This window comes from uncultured Formosa sp., from assembly GCF_947500765.1.
GTDB lineage: Bacteria > Bacteroidota > Bacteroidia > Flavobacteriales > Flavobacteriaceae > Formosa.
On sequence record NZ_CANMTH010000007.1, the window covers coordinates 88,005 to 104,959 of the forward strand.

General features: G+C 31.4%; 14 protein-coding genes and 1 other RNA gene. 9 read left to right on the forward strand and 6 right to left on the reverse strand.

The window, feature by feature from the left end:
• The first annotated feature begins 4 nt into the window (after positions 1-4).
• Positions 5-703 carry a diphthine--ammonia ligase gene (locus Q1B05_RS13350; RefSeq protein WP_299781449.1) on the forward strand — a complete coding sequence of 233 codons (699 nt, stop codon included), beginning with the start codon at positions 5-7 and terminating at the stop codon, positions 701-703.
• Between the two features lie 8 nt (positions 704-711).
• Here Q1B05_RS13350 and Q1B05_RS13355 read toward each other — a convergent pair whose 3' ends face one another.
• The 3 genes from Q1B05_RS13355 to Q1B05_RS13365 form a co-directional block, all read right to left on the reverse strand.
• Positions 712-2,268, reverse strand: a complete 1,557-nt coding sequence (locus Q1B05_RS13355) for a hypothetical protein (RefSeq protein WP_299781450.1) — start codon at positions 2,266-2,268, stop codon at positions 712-714.
• A gap of 175 nt (positions 2,269-2,443) precedes the next feature.
• Positions 2,444-2,833 (reverse strand): thioesterase family protein, encoded by a 390-nt coding sequence (locus tag Q1B05_RS13360; RefSeq protein ID WP_299781451.1) that lies wholly within the window; start codon positions 2,831-2,833, stop codon positions 2,444-2,446.
• A gap of 3 nt (positions 2,834-2,836) precedes the next feature.
• Entirely contained in the window at positions 2,837-3,874 is a 1,038-nt protein-coding gene (locus Q1B05_RS13365; protein WP_299781452.1) for a glutaminyl-peptide cyclotransferase, read from the reverse strand.
• 87 nt (positions 3,875-3,961) lie between these two features.
• Between Q1B05_RS13365 and ffs the strand changes: the two genes are divergently transcribed.
• The 4 genes from ffs to Q1B05_RS13385 all read left to right on the forward strand — a co-directional run bounded on the left by ffs (position 3,962) and on the right by Q1B05_RS13385 (position 7,534).
• An RNA gene (gene ffs, locus Q1B05_RS13370) (signal recognition particle sRNA small type) lies at positions 3,962-4,060 on the forward strand.
• Between the two features lie 86 nt (positions 4,061-4,146).
• On the forward strand, positions 4,147-4,950 hold the full coding sequence (locus Q1B05_RS13375) for an SDR family oxidoreductase (protein ID WP_299781453.1): 804 nt from the start codon (positions 4,147-4,149) through the stop codon (positions 4,948-4,950).
• Positions 4,951-5,065: 115 nt separating this feature from the next.
• The gene (gene fsa, locus Q1B05_RS13380; RefSeq protein WP_299781454.1) at positions 5,066-5,719 is read left to right on the forward strand and encodes a fructose-6-phosphate aldolase; all 654 of its coding nucleotides are present in this window, start codon (positions 5,066-5,068) and stop codon (positions 5,717-5,719) included.
• 507 nt (positions 5,720-6,226) lie between these two features.
• Complete coding sequence (locus Q1B05_RS13385) at positions 6,227-7,534, forward strand: alginate export family protein (RefSeq protein WP_299781455.1); 1,308 nt, start codon at positions 6,227-6,229, stop codon at positions 7,532-7,534.
• A gap of 66 nt (positions 7,535-7,600) precedes the next feature.
• Here the strand turns inward: Q1B05_RS13385 and Q1B05_RS13390 are convergent, their stop codons facing one another.
• Complete coding sequence (locus Q1B05_RS13390; protein ID WP_299781456.1) at positions 7,601-9,019, reverse strand: thioredoxin-like domain-containing protein; 1,419 nt, start codon at positions 9,017-9,019, stop codon at positions 7,601-7,603.
• Positions 9,020-9,182: 163 nt separating this feature from the next.
• Here Q1B05_RS13390 and Q1B05_RS13395 point away from each other — a divergent pair, with 163 nt between their 5' ends.
• On the forward strand, positions 9,183-10,802 hold the full coding sequence (locus Q1B05_RS13395; RefSeq protein ID WP_299781457.1) for an ABC-F family ATP-binding cassette domain-containing protein: 1,620 nt from the start codon (positions 9,183-9,185) through the stop codon (positions 10,800-10,802).
• 51 nt (positions 10,803-10,853) lie between these two features.
• Here Q1B05_RS13395 and Q1B05_RS13400 read toward each other — a convergent pair whose 3' ends face one another.
• Complete coding sequence (locus Q1B05_RS13400; RefSeq protein ID WP_299781458.1) at positions 10,854-11,090, reverse strand: DUF2007 domain-containing protein; 237 nt, start codon at positions 11,088-11,090, stop codon at positions 10,854-10,856.
• A gap of 166 nt (positions 11,091-11,256) precedes the next feature.
• Between Q1B05_RS13400 and Q1B05_RS13405 the strand changes: the two genes are divergently transcribed.
• The 3 genes from Q1B05_RS13405 to Q1B05_RS13415 all read left to right on the forward strand — a co-directional run bounded on the left by Q1B05_RS13405 (position 11,257) and on the right by Q1B05_RS13415 (position 14,232).
• Positions 11,257-11,448 (forward strand): cold-shock protein, encoded by a 192-nt coding sequence (locus Q1B05_RS13405; protein ID WP_038528380.1) that lies wholly within the window; start codon positions 11,257-11,259, stop codon positions 11,446-11,448.
• Between the two features lie 192 nt (positions 11,449-11,640).
• Positions 11,641-11,832: a cold-shock protein gene (locus tag Q1B05_RS13410; RefSeq protein ID WP_159024346.1), complete on the forward strand. Its 192-nt coding sequence runs from the start codon at positions 11,641-11,643 to the stop codon at positions 11,830-11,832.
• Between the two features lie 252 nt (positions 11,833-12,084).
• Complete coding sequence (locus tag Q1B05_RS13415) at positions 12,085-14,232, forward strand: S46 family peptidase (protein ID WP_299781459.1); 2,148 nt, start codon at positions 12,085-12,087, stop codon at positions 14,230-14,232.
• Positions 14,233-14,422: 190 nt separating this feature from the next.
• On the opposite strand, the gene pheT is transcribed toward Q1B05_RS13415, so the two are convergent.
• A complete protein-coding gene (gene pheT / locus Q1B05_RS13420; RefSeq protein ID WP_299781460.1) occupies positions 14,423-16,849 on the reverse strand; it encodes a phenylalanine--tRNA ligase subunit beta in 2,427 nt (808 codons plus the stop codon).
• Between the last annotated feature and the right edge of the window lie 106 nt (positions 16,850-16,955).

A 16,955-nucleotide genomic window follows, 5' to 3' on the forward strand; every position in this document is an offset into this window, starting at 1 on the left:
TTTAATGAATAAGACCTATTTTAATTGGAGTACAGGTAAAGATTCTGCTTTAGCATTGTATAAGTTATTGAAAGATGAAACCTATGTGGTTGAAAAATTAGTGACTACCATAAACACGCATTCCAATCGTGTGTCTATGCATGGTTTACGTATAGAATTGCTAAAAGCTCAAACAGCTGCTATTGGGATCCTCGTTCAATATATTGAATTGCCAGAGCAGCCTACCATGTATGATTATAATGCTATTATGACTACGGCTACTAATCAATTAAAAGCAGAAGACTATACGCATGCTGCATTTGGTGATATTTTTTTAGAAGATTTAAAATTTTATAGAGAAATGCAATTGCTTGAAGTGGGCATAAATGGCGTGTTCCCTTTGTGGAAACGTAATACTAAAAAATTAATTAATGAATTTTTAGATTTAGGTTTTAAAGCAATTGTAGTTTGTGCAGATGCAAAATATTTTAATGAAGATTTTGTAGGTACTATTCTAGATCATGACACAATTAATAACTTACCTGAAACAGTAGATCCGTGTGGAGAAAATGGAGAATTTCATACCTTTTGTTTCGACGGACCATTATTTAAAGCACCAATTCCGTTTACAATAGGAGAGAAGATGTATCGCGAATACCCTCTACCTAATGATAAATCTAAACGCGCTGGATTTTGGTATTGTGATTTGATTCATGAAGATTGAGACGTATACTATTCTTCTTCAAAAACAGTATGCTGATATGCTCCTAGGTCTGGAGTATTTGTTCTATTAGTATTTAATAAATCTACGGGTACTTGGTTTGCATATAGCGTATTCCCTTGGTTAATAGCATTAGAATCTTCACCAATAATTAATTCGTTATTTGAACTATTTTTAAAAGCAGGGTCTTCATTAAAAATCATGTTTTCGTAATGTGTTGCATCTTCAAAATCATAATTAACGCCGGTATAACCATTGCTAGATGACACCTGAAAACGAGCTAAACAGTTTGTGAATTTAAAGTTGAAAGCGACAGCATCATCTTCAATTTCGTCTAAAACAAATTCAGGATTATCATTTCCGTAAATAATGCAATTATTGAAATTAGCTTCAGATAAATCGGCTAAATATGTTGTGTCATCATCGTTTACTAAGTAATTGTTAATTAATAAAGCAGGATATTGTCTAAAACTGCTACTCCAATAATTTGCTATTGTTGAATGTGTCACATTATAACGCCCTCCTAAAGTTCCAGCAAAAGACGATTGTCCGCTGTTATTAATTACTAAATTTTCTGCTGTAATAGAGGTGTTTCTTCCTAATACGCCAAAATTACTGCTATTATAAATTTGAGTATTTTTAAGTATTAATTTAGTGTCGTTTGGGTTTCCTTCGCTTAAAATGGCTACTGTTGCATTTTTAATGGTGGCATAATTTATACTGTTATTTATACTTCCGTCATACAACCAAATTGTTCCCCATTGTCCAGGAGTATCTGAAAAACTAGGTTCTAAACGATCGCCTTCAAAAATAACTTCGTTTTCTAAGTTTTCACTATCATTACTATATGTTCCGTTTACTTGCAATGAAGCGCCTTGACTTACAAATAAACCAGAATCGGAATGAAAATGAAGTCGCGAACCAGCTTCGACAGTCATGGTTTTATTATTAGGAATAGCTGCATAGCCATAAATAACATATGGTTTTGTGTTGGTAAAGGTTAATTCGTCTTCGGTTAAAAAACGACCTTGAATAGTTGTTTCAACTTGTTGGCCGTTAATATCTAAAGTTAAGGTTTCTGCTATACCATCATCACCTTTACTAGGATAAATAAATACTGCATCTCTAACAAGCGTTACTAAATCTACTTTCTGTGCATTGGTACCAGAGTCAAATTCAATCTCATCGGTGTATAAATAAGTCGATTCAGAATTGGCAAAATTGTTATAATCTATAGTGGTTTCAATAAAAATATACATGCTGTCTTTTGCTAATATTTCTACATCTTCAAAGATTTTTCCTGACATGCCATCTACATTTAAACGGTATTCAGAATCTTCACCAAGAGCTAATTTAAGCGACGGAATAACAATATCATTATCACTATTATTATAAACTTTTAAGTTATATGTGCTTGATCCAATGTTTGAGAAAACGGTGTCTAGATATACGGTATCTTTAGAAAAGGTAAGAGTACCTGTACTTGGAGAAAAATCGAAATCTTTTCTGCAAGAACTCCAAAGCATTAAAAAAAGAAAACACGAAATAAAATAGAAAATACGTTTCATAATAGTAAACTGAATCTCTGTTTTTGAGATTTTATGTAAAAATATAACTTTTACTCAATAATTGATAGTTAATAGTTAGAGGTTTACTCTGAATATAAAAGATATTTTCTGTACGCTTCAAATAATTTATAATCTGAGAAGTTTAGAAATGTTAGATCTCTTATTATAAACTTAATTATTGAAATATATCCTTAACGTCTTGTGGTATTCTTGTCGGACGTTTGGTTTTAGTATGTATTAAACACCAATGTGTTTCTGCGCTTAGCATGAGCTTATCTGTTTCTGTATGATATAATTCGACCACACGAATAGATTTTACGCCCACAGCTTTTTTAATATAAGTTTTCAGTAATAACTCATCACCTAATAGGGCTTCGCCTTTATAATAAATATGATGCTCTATTACTACCCAAATGTATAATTCTTGCATGTCTGGAGTTGCTGTTTGTTGCCAGTGACCTTTAGCAACATCTTGAATCCATTGTACGTATCTTACATTATTTACGTGGTTTAAATCGTCTAAGTCGTCTTCGGTAACAGTAACCTTAAGTTCAAATTCTTTCATGAATTATTGCTTAGGTTTTACGGTAACTTCAAATAATTTGTCCCAACGTTTTCCGGTAACAAATAATGTTTTGGTTGTGGGATTAAAAGCCATTCCGTTTAAAACATCTAAACCTTGATGTTGTGTTACTTTCTTTTTAAGTGGTGTAAAATCGATAACGCCTTCTACAGCTCCGTTTTTAGGATTAATAATAGCGACACCATCTTTTTGGTAAATGTTAGCATAGATTTTTCCATTTATCCATTCTAATTCATTTACACGTCCAATTTTTCCTTTATTAGTGTACACTTGTATATAGCTTTTTTCTTCTAAAGTTTCTGGGTCTAGAATCCATATTTTTTCAGTTCCATCACTTTTATATAATACGTTACCATCGTTACAAAGTCCCCAACCTTCTTTACTATTATTGTATTTAAAGCTTGATTTTTTTTCAAGTGTATTGGCGTCATAAACAAACCCTGTTCCTTTTTGCCAAGTTAATTGATACAGTTTATGGTTTAAAACTGTTAATCCTTCTCCAAAATATTCGTCGGCTAAGTTTACATTTTTCATAACATTCCCCGTTTTATAATCTACTTTTCTAAGTTTAGACTCTTCATATTGTCCCGTACTTTCATATAAAGTATCATTATAAAATTCTAATCCTTGTGTGTATGATGTAATATCGTGAGGGTATGTGTTTAGTAATTCGAAAGTATAAACGGTAGGGTGTTTATCGTTTAAAATAAGGAGAGGGGAAGTGATGGTTTGTAATTCTCCGTTGGTATAAATAATTGCTTTTATGTTTTGCTTTCCTAGTTTTTGTAAACTTAAGTTTGAACTTGCTGAAATTTTATTGTCGTTAATAAAATATGCCACCGAGTCAATTTTAAGGTTTTTCGGATTGTTTATAGAGAGGTTTAAGTCCTTATGAAGTGAAATTCCGTTGCCAGGAGCATTAGTTTGTAAAGAAAAATCACTTTTTTTGTCGTTAGAGCTACTTCCGCAAGAAAATAATATAGCGCCTAAAAATATGATAGAGAGTATGTTGCTAGGTTTCATTTGTGAAATTTAATTTTAAGCAATTTATTTATTTAAAATCAGTTAAAAAAATCATTGCGTAAAAATAAAAAGAATGTATCTTTGCAGCGGCAAGTCCTACACAACCAGCTCCTGTTGAATCCTCCAGGGCGGGAACGCAGCAAAGGTAAATGGTCGTAGCGGTGTGATGTAGGTAGCTTGCCTTTTTTTATGCCTTATAGTTTCCTAAATTTCTCTTCATTTTTCCCCTTTTTAAATTGTATTTTTGTCAACATAAATAGAGTAATAGTTTTATGTCTAAAGTTGTATTAATTACAGGTGGTTCCTCTGGAATAGGAAAATCTATAGGAACGTTTTTATCAGAAAAAGGATTCAAAGTTTATGGCACAAGCCGATCTCCAGAGCGTTATACTTCAAGTAAATTTCCCATTTTAAAATTAGATGTAAAAGATGCATCTACAATTTCCAGTTGCGTACAGTCGCTTTTAGAAAAAGAAGATCATATAGATGTATTAATTAATAATGCTGGTGTCGGGATTACAGGGCCGATAGAAGAAATTCCGATAGAAGAAATGAAAAGTCATTTCGATACAAATTTCTTTGGTCCGTTACAGGTTATAAAGGCTGTGCTGCCACAAATGCGTAAGCAAAAAGAAGGATTAATTATTAACATAACTTCTATTGCTGGCTATATGGGCTTACCGTATCGTGGGATTTATAGTGCAAGTAAAGGGGCGTTAGAGTTAGTTACAGAAGCATATAGAATGGAGCTTAAGAGTTTTAATATTAAAATGACTAATGTTGCGCCAGGCGATTTTGCAACCAATATTGCTGCAGGCCGTTTTCATGCGCCAGTGAATGAGAATTCACCTTACAAAACCCCATACGGAAACACATTAGAACTTATGAATTCTCATGTCGATTCTGGTAAAGATCCTAAAATTATGGCTGAAGCTATTTTTAAAGTTATTTCTACCAAGGATCCTAAAATACATTATAAAGTAGGCGAATTTATTCAGAAAGTTTCAATTGTTTTAAAACGTATTTTGCCAGACAAGATGTATGAGAGAATGTTGCTAAATCATTATAAACTTTAGTTAGTAAACGTTTACGTAAATAATTGATGTTATTTTGTGCAAAAGCACAGAATATACATCCATATTATTGTAAATTAGCAAACAAGAATGTACAATTATAATTAAACACAGAATAATGAAATTTTTTATTGATACAGCAAATTTAGCTCAAATTAAAGAAGCACAAGAATTAGGTGTTCTTGATGGTGTTACAACTAACCCGTCTTTAATGGCAAAAGAAGGTATTACAGGACACGATAATATTTTAAAACATTACGTAGACATTTGTAATATTGTTGAAGGAGATGTAAGTGCCGAAGTTATTTCTACAGATTTTGAAGGAATGATTAAAGAAGGTGAAGCTTTAGCTGAATTACACGAGCAAATAGTTGTAAAATTACCAATGATTAAAGATGGTATTAAAGCATGTAAGTATTTTTCAGAAAAAGGAATTAGAACAAACGTTACTTTAGTATTTTCTCCAGGTCAAGCGTTGTTAGCAGCAAAAGCAGGTGCAACTTATGTGTCTCCTTTTATTGGGCGTTTAGATGATATTTCTACAGACGGTTTAAACCTTATTGCAGAAATTCGTCTTATTTACGATAATTATGGTTTCGAAACTCAAATCTTAGCAGCTTCTGTTCGTCACACAATGCATGTTATAGATTGTGCTAAATTAGGAGCAGATGTTATGACTGGACCTTTAAGTTCTATCGAAGGTTTATTAAAGCACCCACTTACAGATAGTGGTTTAGCTAAGTTTTTAGAAGATTATAAAAAAGGGAATTAATTCCTGATTTTAATACTATATAGAAATCCTTAACTGTAAATGTTAAGGATTTTTTTTGTACTTATTTTAACCCTTTTAATTTCTAATGCAATGTGTTCTAGCTTTAAAGTTTAGATTTTAATTAATTTATATGAAAGTTAATATATTTTAAAATAGAGACTTTAACGTTGTTAAATTGTTAGAATTCCTTTTCTTGTTTTAAGAATTAAGTGTTTGGTTTTTAAAATTAATACGAAAGTCGTAAAAATGAAGAATTAATATTAAAAACTAAGTATTATTACTTAATATTGTATTGAATACTTAATTTTTAGATGTTGTGTGTGTGGCTTCAGTTTTGTTAAAGCAATTGTTTTTCAGTGGGTTCTGTGATAATTATTTAGAAAATGTCATGACTAATTTAAAACTAAGTATTTATACTTAATGTTCTGGTGTTGTTGTAATAGTAAACAGAGCATGATATCCATTTAGTTATAAAAATAAATAATTAACCAACCAAAAAAATAAAAAATGAAGAAGCAATTAATAGTTTTAGCCTTTTTTTTAGGGAGTTTACAGGTCCTTCAAGCTCAATTTACTTTAGACGGAGAGTTTAGACCACGTGCAGAATATCGTCATGGATTTGGAAGTTTATTTCCAGAAAGTGCCGAACCAGGATTTTCTATTAATACTAGAGCGCGTTTAAATGCGGGTTACAAAACTGAAACGTATACGTTTTATTTGAGTATGCAGGATGTGTTAACTTGGGGGGAGAATAGACAGATTAATTCTGTAGATACGAATAATTCGTTTGCTATTTTTCAGGCTTGGGCAGATATTAAATTAGGATCAGGATTCACAACAAAAATTGGCCGACAAGTTTTGTCATACGACGATCAGCGTATATTAGGAGGTCTCGATTGGGCGCAAATGGGACGTAATCATGATGCCGCTTTAATTCGTTATAAAAAAGGAAGTTTAATGTTTGATGTTGGTTTAGCTTTTAATCAAGATTTCGATAGTAATACTAGTGATATTAGTGGTTATGTAAGTACAGGAAATGAATATACCGAAGATCCCAATTTCTTTACATATAAAGCCATGCAATATGGATATTTAAAAAAGGAATGGAGTACGTTTTCTGCAAGTTTATTAGTTATGAATAATACTTTTCAAAATTATGAATTGATAGATGGGGTAAGAACTTACGGTGGTTTTGGAGTGAGTAGTTTAGAGACTATTGGAACACATTTAAAGTATAATTCTGGTGCTTTTGTGTTGGAAGGTAATGCCTATTTGCAGGCAGGAGAACGTGTTAATGATTTAAGTGTAAAAAGTGCATTTTTATTAGGATTAGAGGCTAGTTATAAATTAACTAGTAAGGTTGGGTTAGGAGCAGGAATAGAGGTTGTAAGCGGTAATGATGAAGATGCAGGTGAGACTGGAGCATTTTTCCCGTTGTATGGAACTAATCATAAATTTAATGGCTTTATGGATTATTTTTATGTAGGAAATCATGCCAATTCTGTTGGTTTAGTTGATGTGCATGTAAGTGCTAATTTTACTTTAAATGAGACTTCTAGTTTATTGGTTAAAGTCTTGAATTTTAGTGGAGAACAAGAATTAGTAAGTGGCGAAAAATCTTTAGGTACAGAAATAGATTTAGTGTATTCTAAAAAGTTTAATGGTTTTGATTTAAAATTAGGTTATTCTCAAATGTTTGCTTCAGATGGAATGTACGAACTAAAAGGTATACTTAAGGATGATGCTACAGACATGCAAAATTGGGCTTGGGCAATGTTAGTATTAAAACCAAAGTTTTTAAACGGTACGAAATAAAAGTAGAATTAGTTAATTAAGTAAGAAAAACCTCAATGTAAAAGTTGAGGTTTTTTTTTGTTTAATTTATTGATTAATTAGTCCTAATAATTGCACTTCAAAGTGTTTAGAAAACATATTTGCATTACTATTTACAATCGTACTATTTTTTTTAATTAGCATCACTCTGTTAATCGAATTTAAAGCTAAAATTTGTTTAGACACCTCTGGATACATAAAGTGAAATTCGTTCTCAATAGGGTAACGGTGCGACTCTAAATAGTTTATCCAATTTTCTTCCTCTTTATCAATGTTTATTGCAACAAAATTAATTTCAGGATATTTTTTTCTTAATTCTTTAATCTTGTTATGGCTTTCTATAAAATGATTTTTTAGGTTAAAAGACCAAAAATAAATCGCTGTAGGTCCTGTTATAATATCGTTTGTGTAAATTTCTTTACCCTCGTTATCTGTTACTAAAGTATTGGGTAATGTGTTTCCCGGCTTAAGCTTTATTAAAGATTCTATAAGTGTCTGTATTTGCTCGTTATTTTTTTTAGATGTACTTTTTTTAAGAAAAGAATTCAGAAAAGGCGTGTAGTCTTCTATATTACTAGATGAATTAATATATCTAAAAGCAGCAAATTTTAAAAGCGGATTTTTAATTGAATCATTAGAAACTAAACTATCTATAAGCTGAATTTTATCTAAGTTATAATCCAGAGATCTATTATTGAAAACACTGTCTTTAGAATGATAAAAATGTTTTTGAAGCGCAATATTGTTGAAATGATATTTTAAAAAATTGTAATACGGAAAGTAATTTTTTAATTTTTCGTTATTGTAATCTATTTTAGATCTATAATCATAAAATCCTTTTGGTAATGCTTCAAAGTTTTTTAATTCAGTATTTCCATAACACGTAAAAGGGTAAAGTTCTTTCTGAGCATAAAAATTATAATCTATATTCGCTTGTGCGATCTCATTAAATAGAGACGAGGTGTTATATTTAGATTCGAATTCATTTAAATTTTTTTGAAAAATTGTTTTAATAGAGTCTAAGTGATGTTCAAATTTTTCAGGCACCATCTGGCTCATTTTTAAAATTTTATGATTTACCTCTTCATTTTGCAAAAATAAATTAATTAAATAATTATTTTCTTTAGCACCACGACCTGTAAAAACTAGAGATTCGTCGAAATCTAAATTATTAAGTCTAAAAATAATACTGTCTTGTGGTTCAAGAAAAATCATCTGAATTTCTCCTCCATGAGAAAATGTATATAAACCGGGGTCTACAGAATTTATTTTAAATAAAAAACGATTGTTTTTGTCTAAACTAACAGTATCTAAAACATTATTTTCTTTAGAAATAACGACGTATCTATTGCTAGGATTTATAATTTCTCCTCCTAAAAATGCAGAAGAATCCTGGTCTTGATTAGATTCTTTTTTGCAGGCAGTAAAACAAATTGAAAATAAAATAATGAGGTAAAGGTGCTTCATAGATATGTACTATCTTAATTTTAATATTAAGAATGTTACTAACAAAAATATACGATGTGGTCTACTTCGGCTGTTAATAGGGTGTTAAATCTTATTAAGATGTTATTTCGTTCGTGTAATGAGTGTAATTTTTTTACTTTTGCGGCAAATTAAAATTACATATATGTTATCAGTTTCAAATCTTTCCGTACAATTTGGAAAGCGTGTCCTTTTTGATGAAGTAAGCACAGTTTTTAATCAAGGGAATTGCTACGGAATTATTGGTGCTAATGGCGCTGGAAAATCTACTTTTCTTAATATTATAGCGGGTAAGCAAGAGCCAACCTCGGGACGTGTTCACTTAGAGGCAGGTAAGCGTATGTCGGTTTTAGAACAAAACCACAACTTATACGACGAGCATACTGTTTTAGAAACCGTAATAATAGGGAATAAGCCACTATTTAAAATTAAAACAGAGATTGATGCTCTTTATGCCGATTATACAGACGAGAATGCTGAAAAAATAGGCGAGCTTCAAGTTAAGTTTGAAGAAATGAATGGTTGGAATGCAGATAGCGACGCAGCAGCATTATTATCTAACTTAGGGATTAATGAAGACTATCATTATACCTTAATGAAAGATTTAGATGGTAAGCAAAAAGTACGTGTATTATTAGCACAAGCCCTTTTTGGAAATCCTGATGTTTTAATCATGGATGAACCTACCAACGACTTGGATTACGAAACCATTACGTGGTTAGAGCATTTTATAGCTAATTTTGACAATTGTGTGATTGTAGTATCTCACGACCGTCACTTTTTAGATGCCGTTTGTACTCACATTTCAGATATCGATTTTGCAAAAATAAATCATTACTCAGGAAACTATACGTTCTGGTACGAGTCTTCTCAATTAGCAGCAAGACAACATGCACAGCAAAATAAAAAAGCTGAAGAAAAGAAGAAAGAATTAGAAGAATTTATCCGTCGTTTTTCTGCCAACGTTGCAAAAAGTAAACAAGCAACAAGTAGAAAGAAAATGATTGATAAATTAAATATAGAAGATATTAGACGTACTAGTAGACGTTATCCTGCTATTATTTTTGAGCGCGATAGAGAAGCTGGAGATCAAATTTTAAATATTGAAAATTTATCGGCTTCAATAGATGGAGAACTTTTATTTAAAAACATAAATTTAAATTTAAATAAAGGAGATAAAGTGGTTGTATATTCTAAAGATTCTAGAGCAACAACTGCCTTTTACCAAATATTAAATAATAAACAACAACCAGATTCAGGTTCGTTTGATTGGGGAGTTACAACATCTCAATCCTATTTACCATTAGATAACAGTGCGTTCTTTAATAACAATTTAACTTTGGTAGATTGGTTGCGCCAATGGGCAACAACAGAAGAAGAACGTGAAGAAGTATATGTTCGTGGTTTTTTAGGAAAAATGATTTTTAGTGGGGAAGAAGCTTTAAAAACATCGAATGTATTATCTGGAGGAGAAAAAGTGCGTTGTATGCTAAGCCGTATGATGATGGTTAGAGCTAATGTACTAATGTTAGATGAGCCAACAAACCATTTGGACTTAGAGAGTATTACGGCCTTTAATAATTCGTTAACGAACTTTAAAGGAACTGTATTGTTTTCTACACATGATCATGAATTTGCACAAACTGTAGCAAATCGTGTTATAGAATTAACTCCAAGCGGTATAATAGATCGTTATACAACGTTTGATGAGTATATGCAAGACCCTAAAACAAAAGAACAGCGTAACAAAATGTACGCTGTTTAAAATATAAGTTTAAAAATTCAAGTATTAAAACCCTGATTCGTCAGGGTTTTTTTATGCCTCTAAATCAGAAGATACGGCTTCAATAATCTGTAAAGTAGCTTCTTCCTCTTCTTTATTTACATATAAGTCCTGTTGGCCTTGTATTGAAGCCCCAAAACCTGCAAGTCTGCCAGACTCGCTTTCGTCTTTTACAATAGCATTAATACCTACAGCTTCAAGTTTATCTACAATAAGTTGGGTAATAATAAAACTCCCCGTAAACACTTTTATATAATTTGAATCTTCCATAATTTTAAATTTAGTTACTATTAAAGATACGACTTTTTTTAATCATATTTAAAATGTCAGTCATAGCGGGGGTTTTTAATTTATTTTAAAATAAAAGTAAAAAAGTAGTCGGTTATCTCATTAATAACCTTACATTTGTATCAATATAATTATTTAATATTTTACAATGAACAAAGGAACAGTAAAATTCTTTAACGACTCTAAAGGATTTGGATTCATTATTGAAGACGACACAAACAAAGAACATTTCGTACACATCTCTGGATTAATTGATGAAATTCGCGAAGGTGATGCAGTAGAATTCGATTTACAAGAAGGTAAAAAAGGATTAAACGCAGTAAATGTAAAAGTAATCTAATACTTTCTTAAGTATATATACTTTTTATGATCTTAAACCTGTCAATTTATTGATGGGTTTTTTTATGCTCTAAACTTAAAATTTTCAAGTATAACATATTCGTTTTTAGTAGAAAATAAACTTGACGATTTGCTTTGTCAAGCTGTAGATAATCTTAAATTTGTTATAACTATTAATATTATCTTATATACAGTGAAAAACGGAACAGTAAAATTCTTCAACGAATCTAAAGGATTTGGATTTGTAACAGAAGAGGGTTCAAGTAACGAATATTTCGTTCACGTTTCTGGCTTAATTGACAGAATCGAAGAAGGAGATACAGTTGAATTTGAATTAAAAGAAGGAAAAAAAGGATTAAACGCAATAAACGTAAAAGTAATTTAAATTTATTCTTTAATTTTTGACAAATGAGGTCGTCTAAAACGTGTTTTAGACGATTTTTTTTTGTTTATAACTATGCCTAATAGTATTTAATTTATAGTAGCAATTTTATTTTAAGAATGGCGTATGTAGCATCTGTTTTAGGCGAGTATTTATTCACTGAGATTCATTCTTAATCATGGTTTTAATGTGCTGTCGATTATAATCTGAACTTAAATTTCATTATTTTTATAGCCTTATTCAAAACAGAACAACATGAAGAAATTTGGACTTTTAATTATTGCATTTGTTATAGCATTACCATCGGTAATGGCAAATGAAGGGATGTGGTTTTTAATGCATATAGAGCGCTTAAATTATCGCGATATGCAAAAAATGGGGTTGCAATTAACTCCAGAAGAAATTTATAGTATAAACAATCAGAGTTTAAAAGATGCTATTGTACAGTTTAATGGAGGGTGTACAGCGAGTATCGTTTCTAATAGTGGTTTGGTATTAACAAATCATCATTGTGGATATAGTGCCATCGCAGAATTATCTACAGCAGAACAAAATCATTTAAAAAACGGGTATTGGGCAGCTTCCTTAGAAGAGGAGATGAAACCTGAAAGTTTATATGTACGTTTCTTTGTACGTATGGACGATGTTTCTAAACGTATTCTATCATTAGTTAATGATGATATGACTGAAAAAGAACGTGAAGCTATAATCAATAAAGAAATAGCTAAAATTGAAGCAGAAAATAACGAAGGAGGAAAATACACAGTTTCTGTGCGTTCTTTTTACCAAGGTAATGAGTATTATTACTTTGTTTACGAAGATTATAACGACGTTCGTCTTGTAGGAACACCTCCAGAAAGTGTTGGTAAATTTGGTGGGGATACAGACAATTGGGAATGGCCAAGACATACAGGTGATTTTTCATTATTTAGAGTGTATGCTAATGAAAAAGGTGAGCCTGCAGAATATTCTAAAGCGAATGTACCTTTAAAAGCAAAATACCACTTACCTGTAAATATAGACGGTGTTAAAGAAAACGACTTTGCAATGATTCTTGGTTATCCAGGGAGAACAAACCGTTGGATGCCTGCTTCTGGTGTAGAACAAAATGTAAAGTATGCGTATCCTGCATGGGTAGAAAGTTCTAAATTAGGGATGGATGTGTTTAAGAAATATATGGACCAAAGTGAAGAGGTGAATTTAATGTATGCTTCAAAATATGCGGGAGTTGCTAATTATTGGAAGAATCGTCAAGGTATGATTGATGCTTTAACGGCTCATAAAACAGTAGAAACAAAACGTAAAACAGAGAAGAAATTTGATAAATGGGCTAATAAAAAGAAAAATAAATCTAAATATGGAGATGTTATAGAAAACATTAATACGTATTACGATTTAACAAACGAAAAAGCTAAGCAAGGTAATTATTTGGTTGGGCTATTGCGTACAAGTAAATTTTCGGCTTTACCATATAGTTTAGGGAAGAACTTAGAGTATTATGCATCTCAAAATGAAGCAAAACGTCAGGAATTATTGCCTAAACTTCAAGCTTTAATCAATAATTCCTATAAAGATTTCTATTTGCCGTTAGAAAAAGAAGTTTTTGCTAAACAATTAGGTTTATATGCTACAAAATCGAATTATCCTCTTCCTAAAATTGTTTCAGAAGTAGGAGCTAAGACTAATAATGATTTTACAGCCTATATTAATTCTAGTTTCGATAAGAGTATGTTTTCTTCAAAAGATAAAGTAGAGGCGTTTTTAAAGACTCCAGATGAAGCGCAGTTAAATAGCGATCCGCTTTATATTTTATCTGGTGAGTTATTGAGTAAGTATAGAGAAAAACCAGAAAATTTAGTACAACCAGAAAACAATTTTGAAGCTTCTTTTAGATTATTAGTAAAAGGTTTACGAGAATCTGGTTTAAGTGAAATACAATATCCAGATGCAAACTCTACATTACGTTTGTCTTACGGAAAGGTGAGAGCTTTACCTGCAGATCCAAGAAACGATGCTAATGAAAATAATTATACCACGTTTAAAGGTATGATTAATAAGTATAAGCCAAATGATCCTGAATTTGATCTAGATCAGAGCATGCTTGATAGTTACGAAAAGAAAGATTTTGGGCGTTATGCCAACGAATATGGACAACTTCCAGTAAATTTTTTAACAGATAACGATATTACTGGAGGAAATTCAGGTTCGCCTGTGGTTAATGGAAATGGAGAGTTAATTGGTTTAGCTTTCGATGGCAATATTGAAGCTATGGCAGGAGATGTTATATTCGATTCTGATTTACAACGTACAATTAATGTAGATATTAGATACGTATTATGGTTAATTGATAAATACTCTAATGCAAAACATATTGTAGATGAGTTAACTATTATTAATAAATAAAAGGCCTATTTAACGGCTGTTAATAGGTGTTTATTTTACATTTACAACAATACATTTTCAATACTCAGACTATTTATTAGTCTGAGTATTTTTTACTTATAATGGGTTGGATTGTTTATATATGGTAAATTAAAAGTATAAAAAAAGCCTGCATATGCGGGCTTTTTTATGTTGTATATTTTGGTATATCTTATCTTAACTCTGCACCTAATTTGCTTTCAAAATTAGATTGTAGCTTAGACATGATTTTATCAATCTGCTTATCGGTTAATGTTTTTTTCTCATCTTGTAAAATAAAGCTCACAGCATAACTTTTTTTACCTTGAGGTAAGTTTTTGCCTTGATACACATCAAATAGGTTTACATCCTTTAAAAGTTGTTTTTCAGACTGTTTTGCAATAGTAAAGATTTCTTCAAAAGTTACTTGCTCGTCTAAAAGTAGCGCAAAATCGCGACGTACTTCAGGATGCTTAGCTATTTCAGAATATTTAGTCTTATTGTGTTTTGCAAAATCAATAATGGCATCCCAATTAAAATCTGCAAATAATACTTCTTGAGAAATATCAAAATGTTTTAATATGCTAGATTTTACTATACCAAACTCAACCAGTTTTGTTTTTCCCAGTCCAAATTGTAATCCTTCACTAAAAATATCATTAGCAATAGGAGAGGTTCTGTATTTAGATAAGCCAAGACGCTCTAAAACGGTATTAATAATCCCTTTCATGTAAAAGAAATCACTTTTCTGTGGGGTTGTATTCCAAGTTTCAGAAGCTTTATTTCCTGTAACGAAAAGTGATAAGTGTTTAAACTCTTCTCTGTTTTCGTTAAATTGATGGTATGTTTTTCCAAATTCAAAAAACTTTAAATGTGGACGTCTTCTGTTTATGTTATGAGATACAGCTTCTAAACCAGAAAATAATAACGATTGTCTTAAAGCAGATAAATCGTTACTTAAAGGGTTTAGCATGCTTATGTTGTGTTCTGTTTGTAATTGTTCGCTTAATGCAATATAGTCTGGAGAAGTTAATGAGTTGGCCATGATTTCAAAAAATCCTTGAGCAGCTAATTGAGTTCCGATTATATTTTGAAGTTTATGATCTTCAAAACGCGAAGAATTAGAAATAGAAGCATGTAATTTTTCTGAGATCGTTACATTATTATATCCATAAACACGTAAAATCTCTTCAATAACATCTGCTTCACGTTGTACATCGTTTCTGTAAGCAGGAATGGTTAAACCTAAGCCTGTTTCTGTCACGTTGTTTATCTTAATGTCTAGAGACATTAAAATACGTTTAATAATATCTTTAGGAATTTCTTCACCTATAAGACGCTTTGCATTATCAAAACTTAAACGGACCTGAAAATCTTCAATTTTATTGCTGTAAGAATCAATAATATCACTAGAGATTTCTCCTCCAGCCAATTCAATAATCAATAAGGCTGCACGTTTTAATGCATATTCACATAAATTAGGATCTATACCTCTTTCAAATCTAAAAGAAGCATCTGTATTTAATCCGTAACGTTTTGCCGTTTTTCTAACACTAACAGGATTAAAATAAGCACTTTCTAAGAATACATTAGAAGTGTTTTCTGTAACTCCAGATTGTTCGCCTCCAAAAACACCAGCAATACACATGGGTTTATCTGCATCACAAATCATTAAATCATCTTCATGTAAAGTACGTTCAATACCATCTAGAGTCGTGAATTTAGTTCCAGCTTCGGCAGTTTTAACAATTATTTTCTGACCAGAAATTTTATTATAATCAAAAGCATGGAGCGGTTGCCCTAAATCATGAAGTACATAATTTGTAGCATCAACAACATTATTTTTAGGTGTTAACCCAATAGCTTTAAGTCGGTTTTGCAACCATTTTGGAGATTCTCCAACCTTTATTCCAGAGATACTAACTCCACAATAACGTGGTGCTAATTCTTTATTTTGTACATCGACATCTACACGAAATGATCTGTTATTTACATGAAAAGCGCTTACAGAAGGGGTAATTAATTCGGCATGGATATCTTTTTGAAGTAATCCTGCTCTTAAATCACGAGCGGTTCCATAATGACTCATGGCATCTGCTCTGTTGGGGGTTAATCCGATTTCGAAAACCAAATCGTTTTCAACATCAAAAATTTCAGCAGCAGGTGTTCCTACTTTTAATTCGGAATCTAAAACCATAATACCATCGTGAGATTGCCCTAAACCAAGTTCGTCTTCGGCACAAATCATTCCAAAACTTTCTTCGCCTCTAATCTTACCTTTTTTAATTGTCCAAGCCTCACCAGTTTCGGTGTATAATGTTGTTCCAATAGTCGCTACAGGTACTTTTTGCCCAGCATCTACATTTGGAGCTCCACAAACAATTTGTACAGGTTGCTCTTTACCAATATTTACTGTGGTTATCTTTAATCTGTCTGCGTTAGGATGTTGTATGCATGTTAGTACTTCTCCTACAACAATGCCTTCTAAACCGCCTTTTACAGATTGAAAAGGATCTATGCCTTCAACCTCTAAGCCAAGGTCTGTTAAAAGCTCACCGGTTTGCTCTGCAGACCAGTCGGTTTTAATAAATTGTTTTAACCAATTATATGAAATCTTCATGTAAAGCGTGTTTTCTTAAAAGGGCAAAGATAGTAATACTTCAACGTCTATAAAATTGTAAAATGTTTTTTATTGTAAGGAATTTTATGTTTCTTCGATTACTATT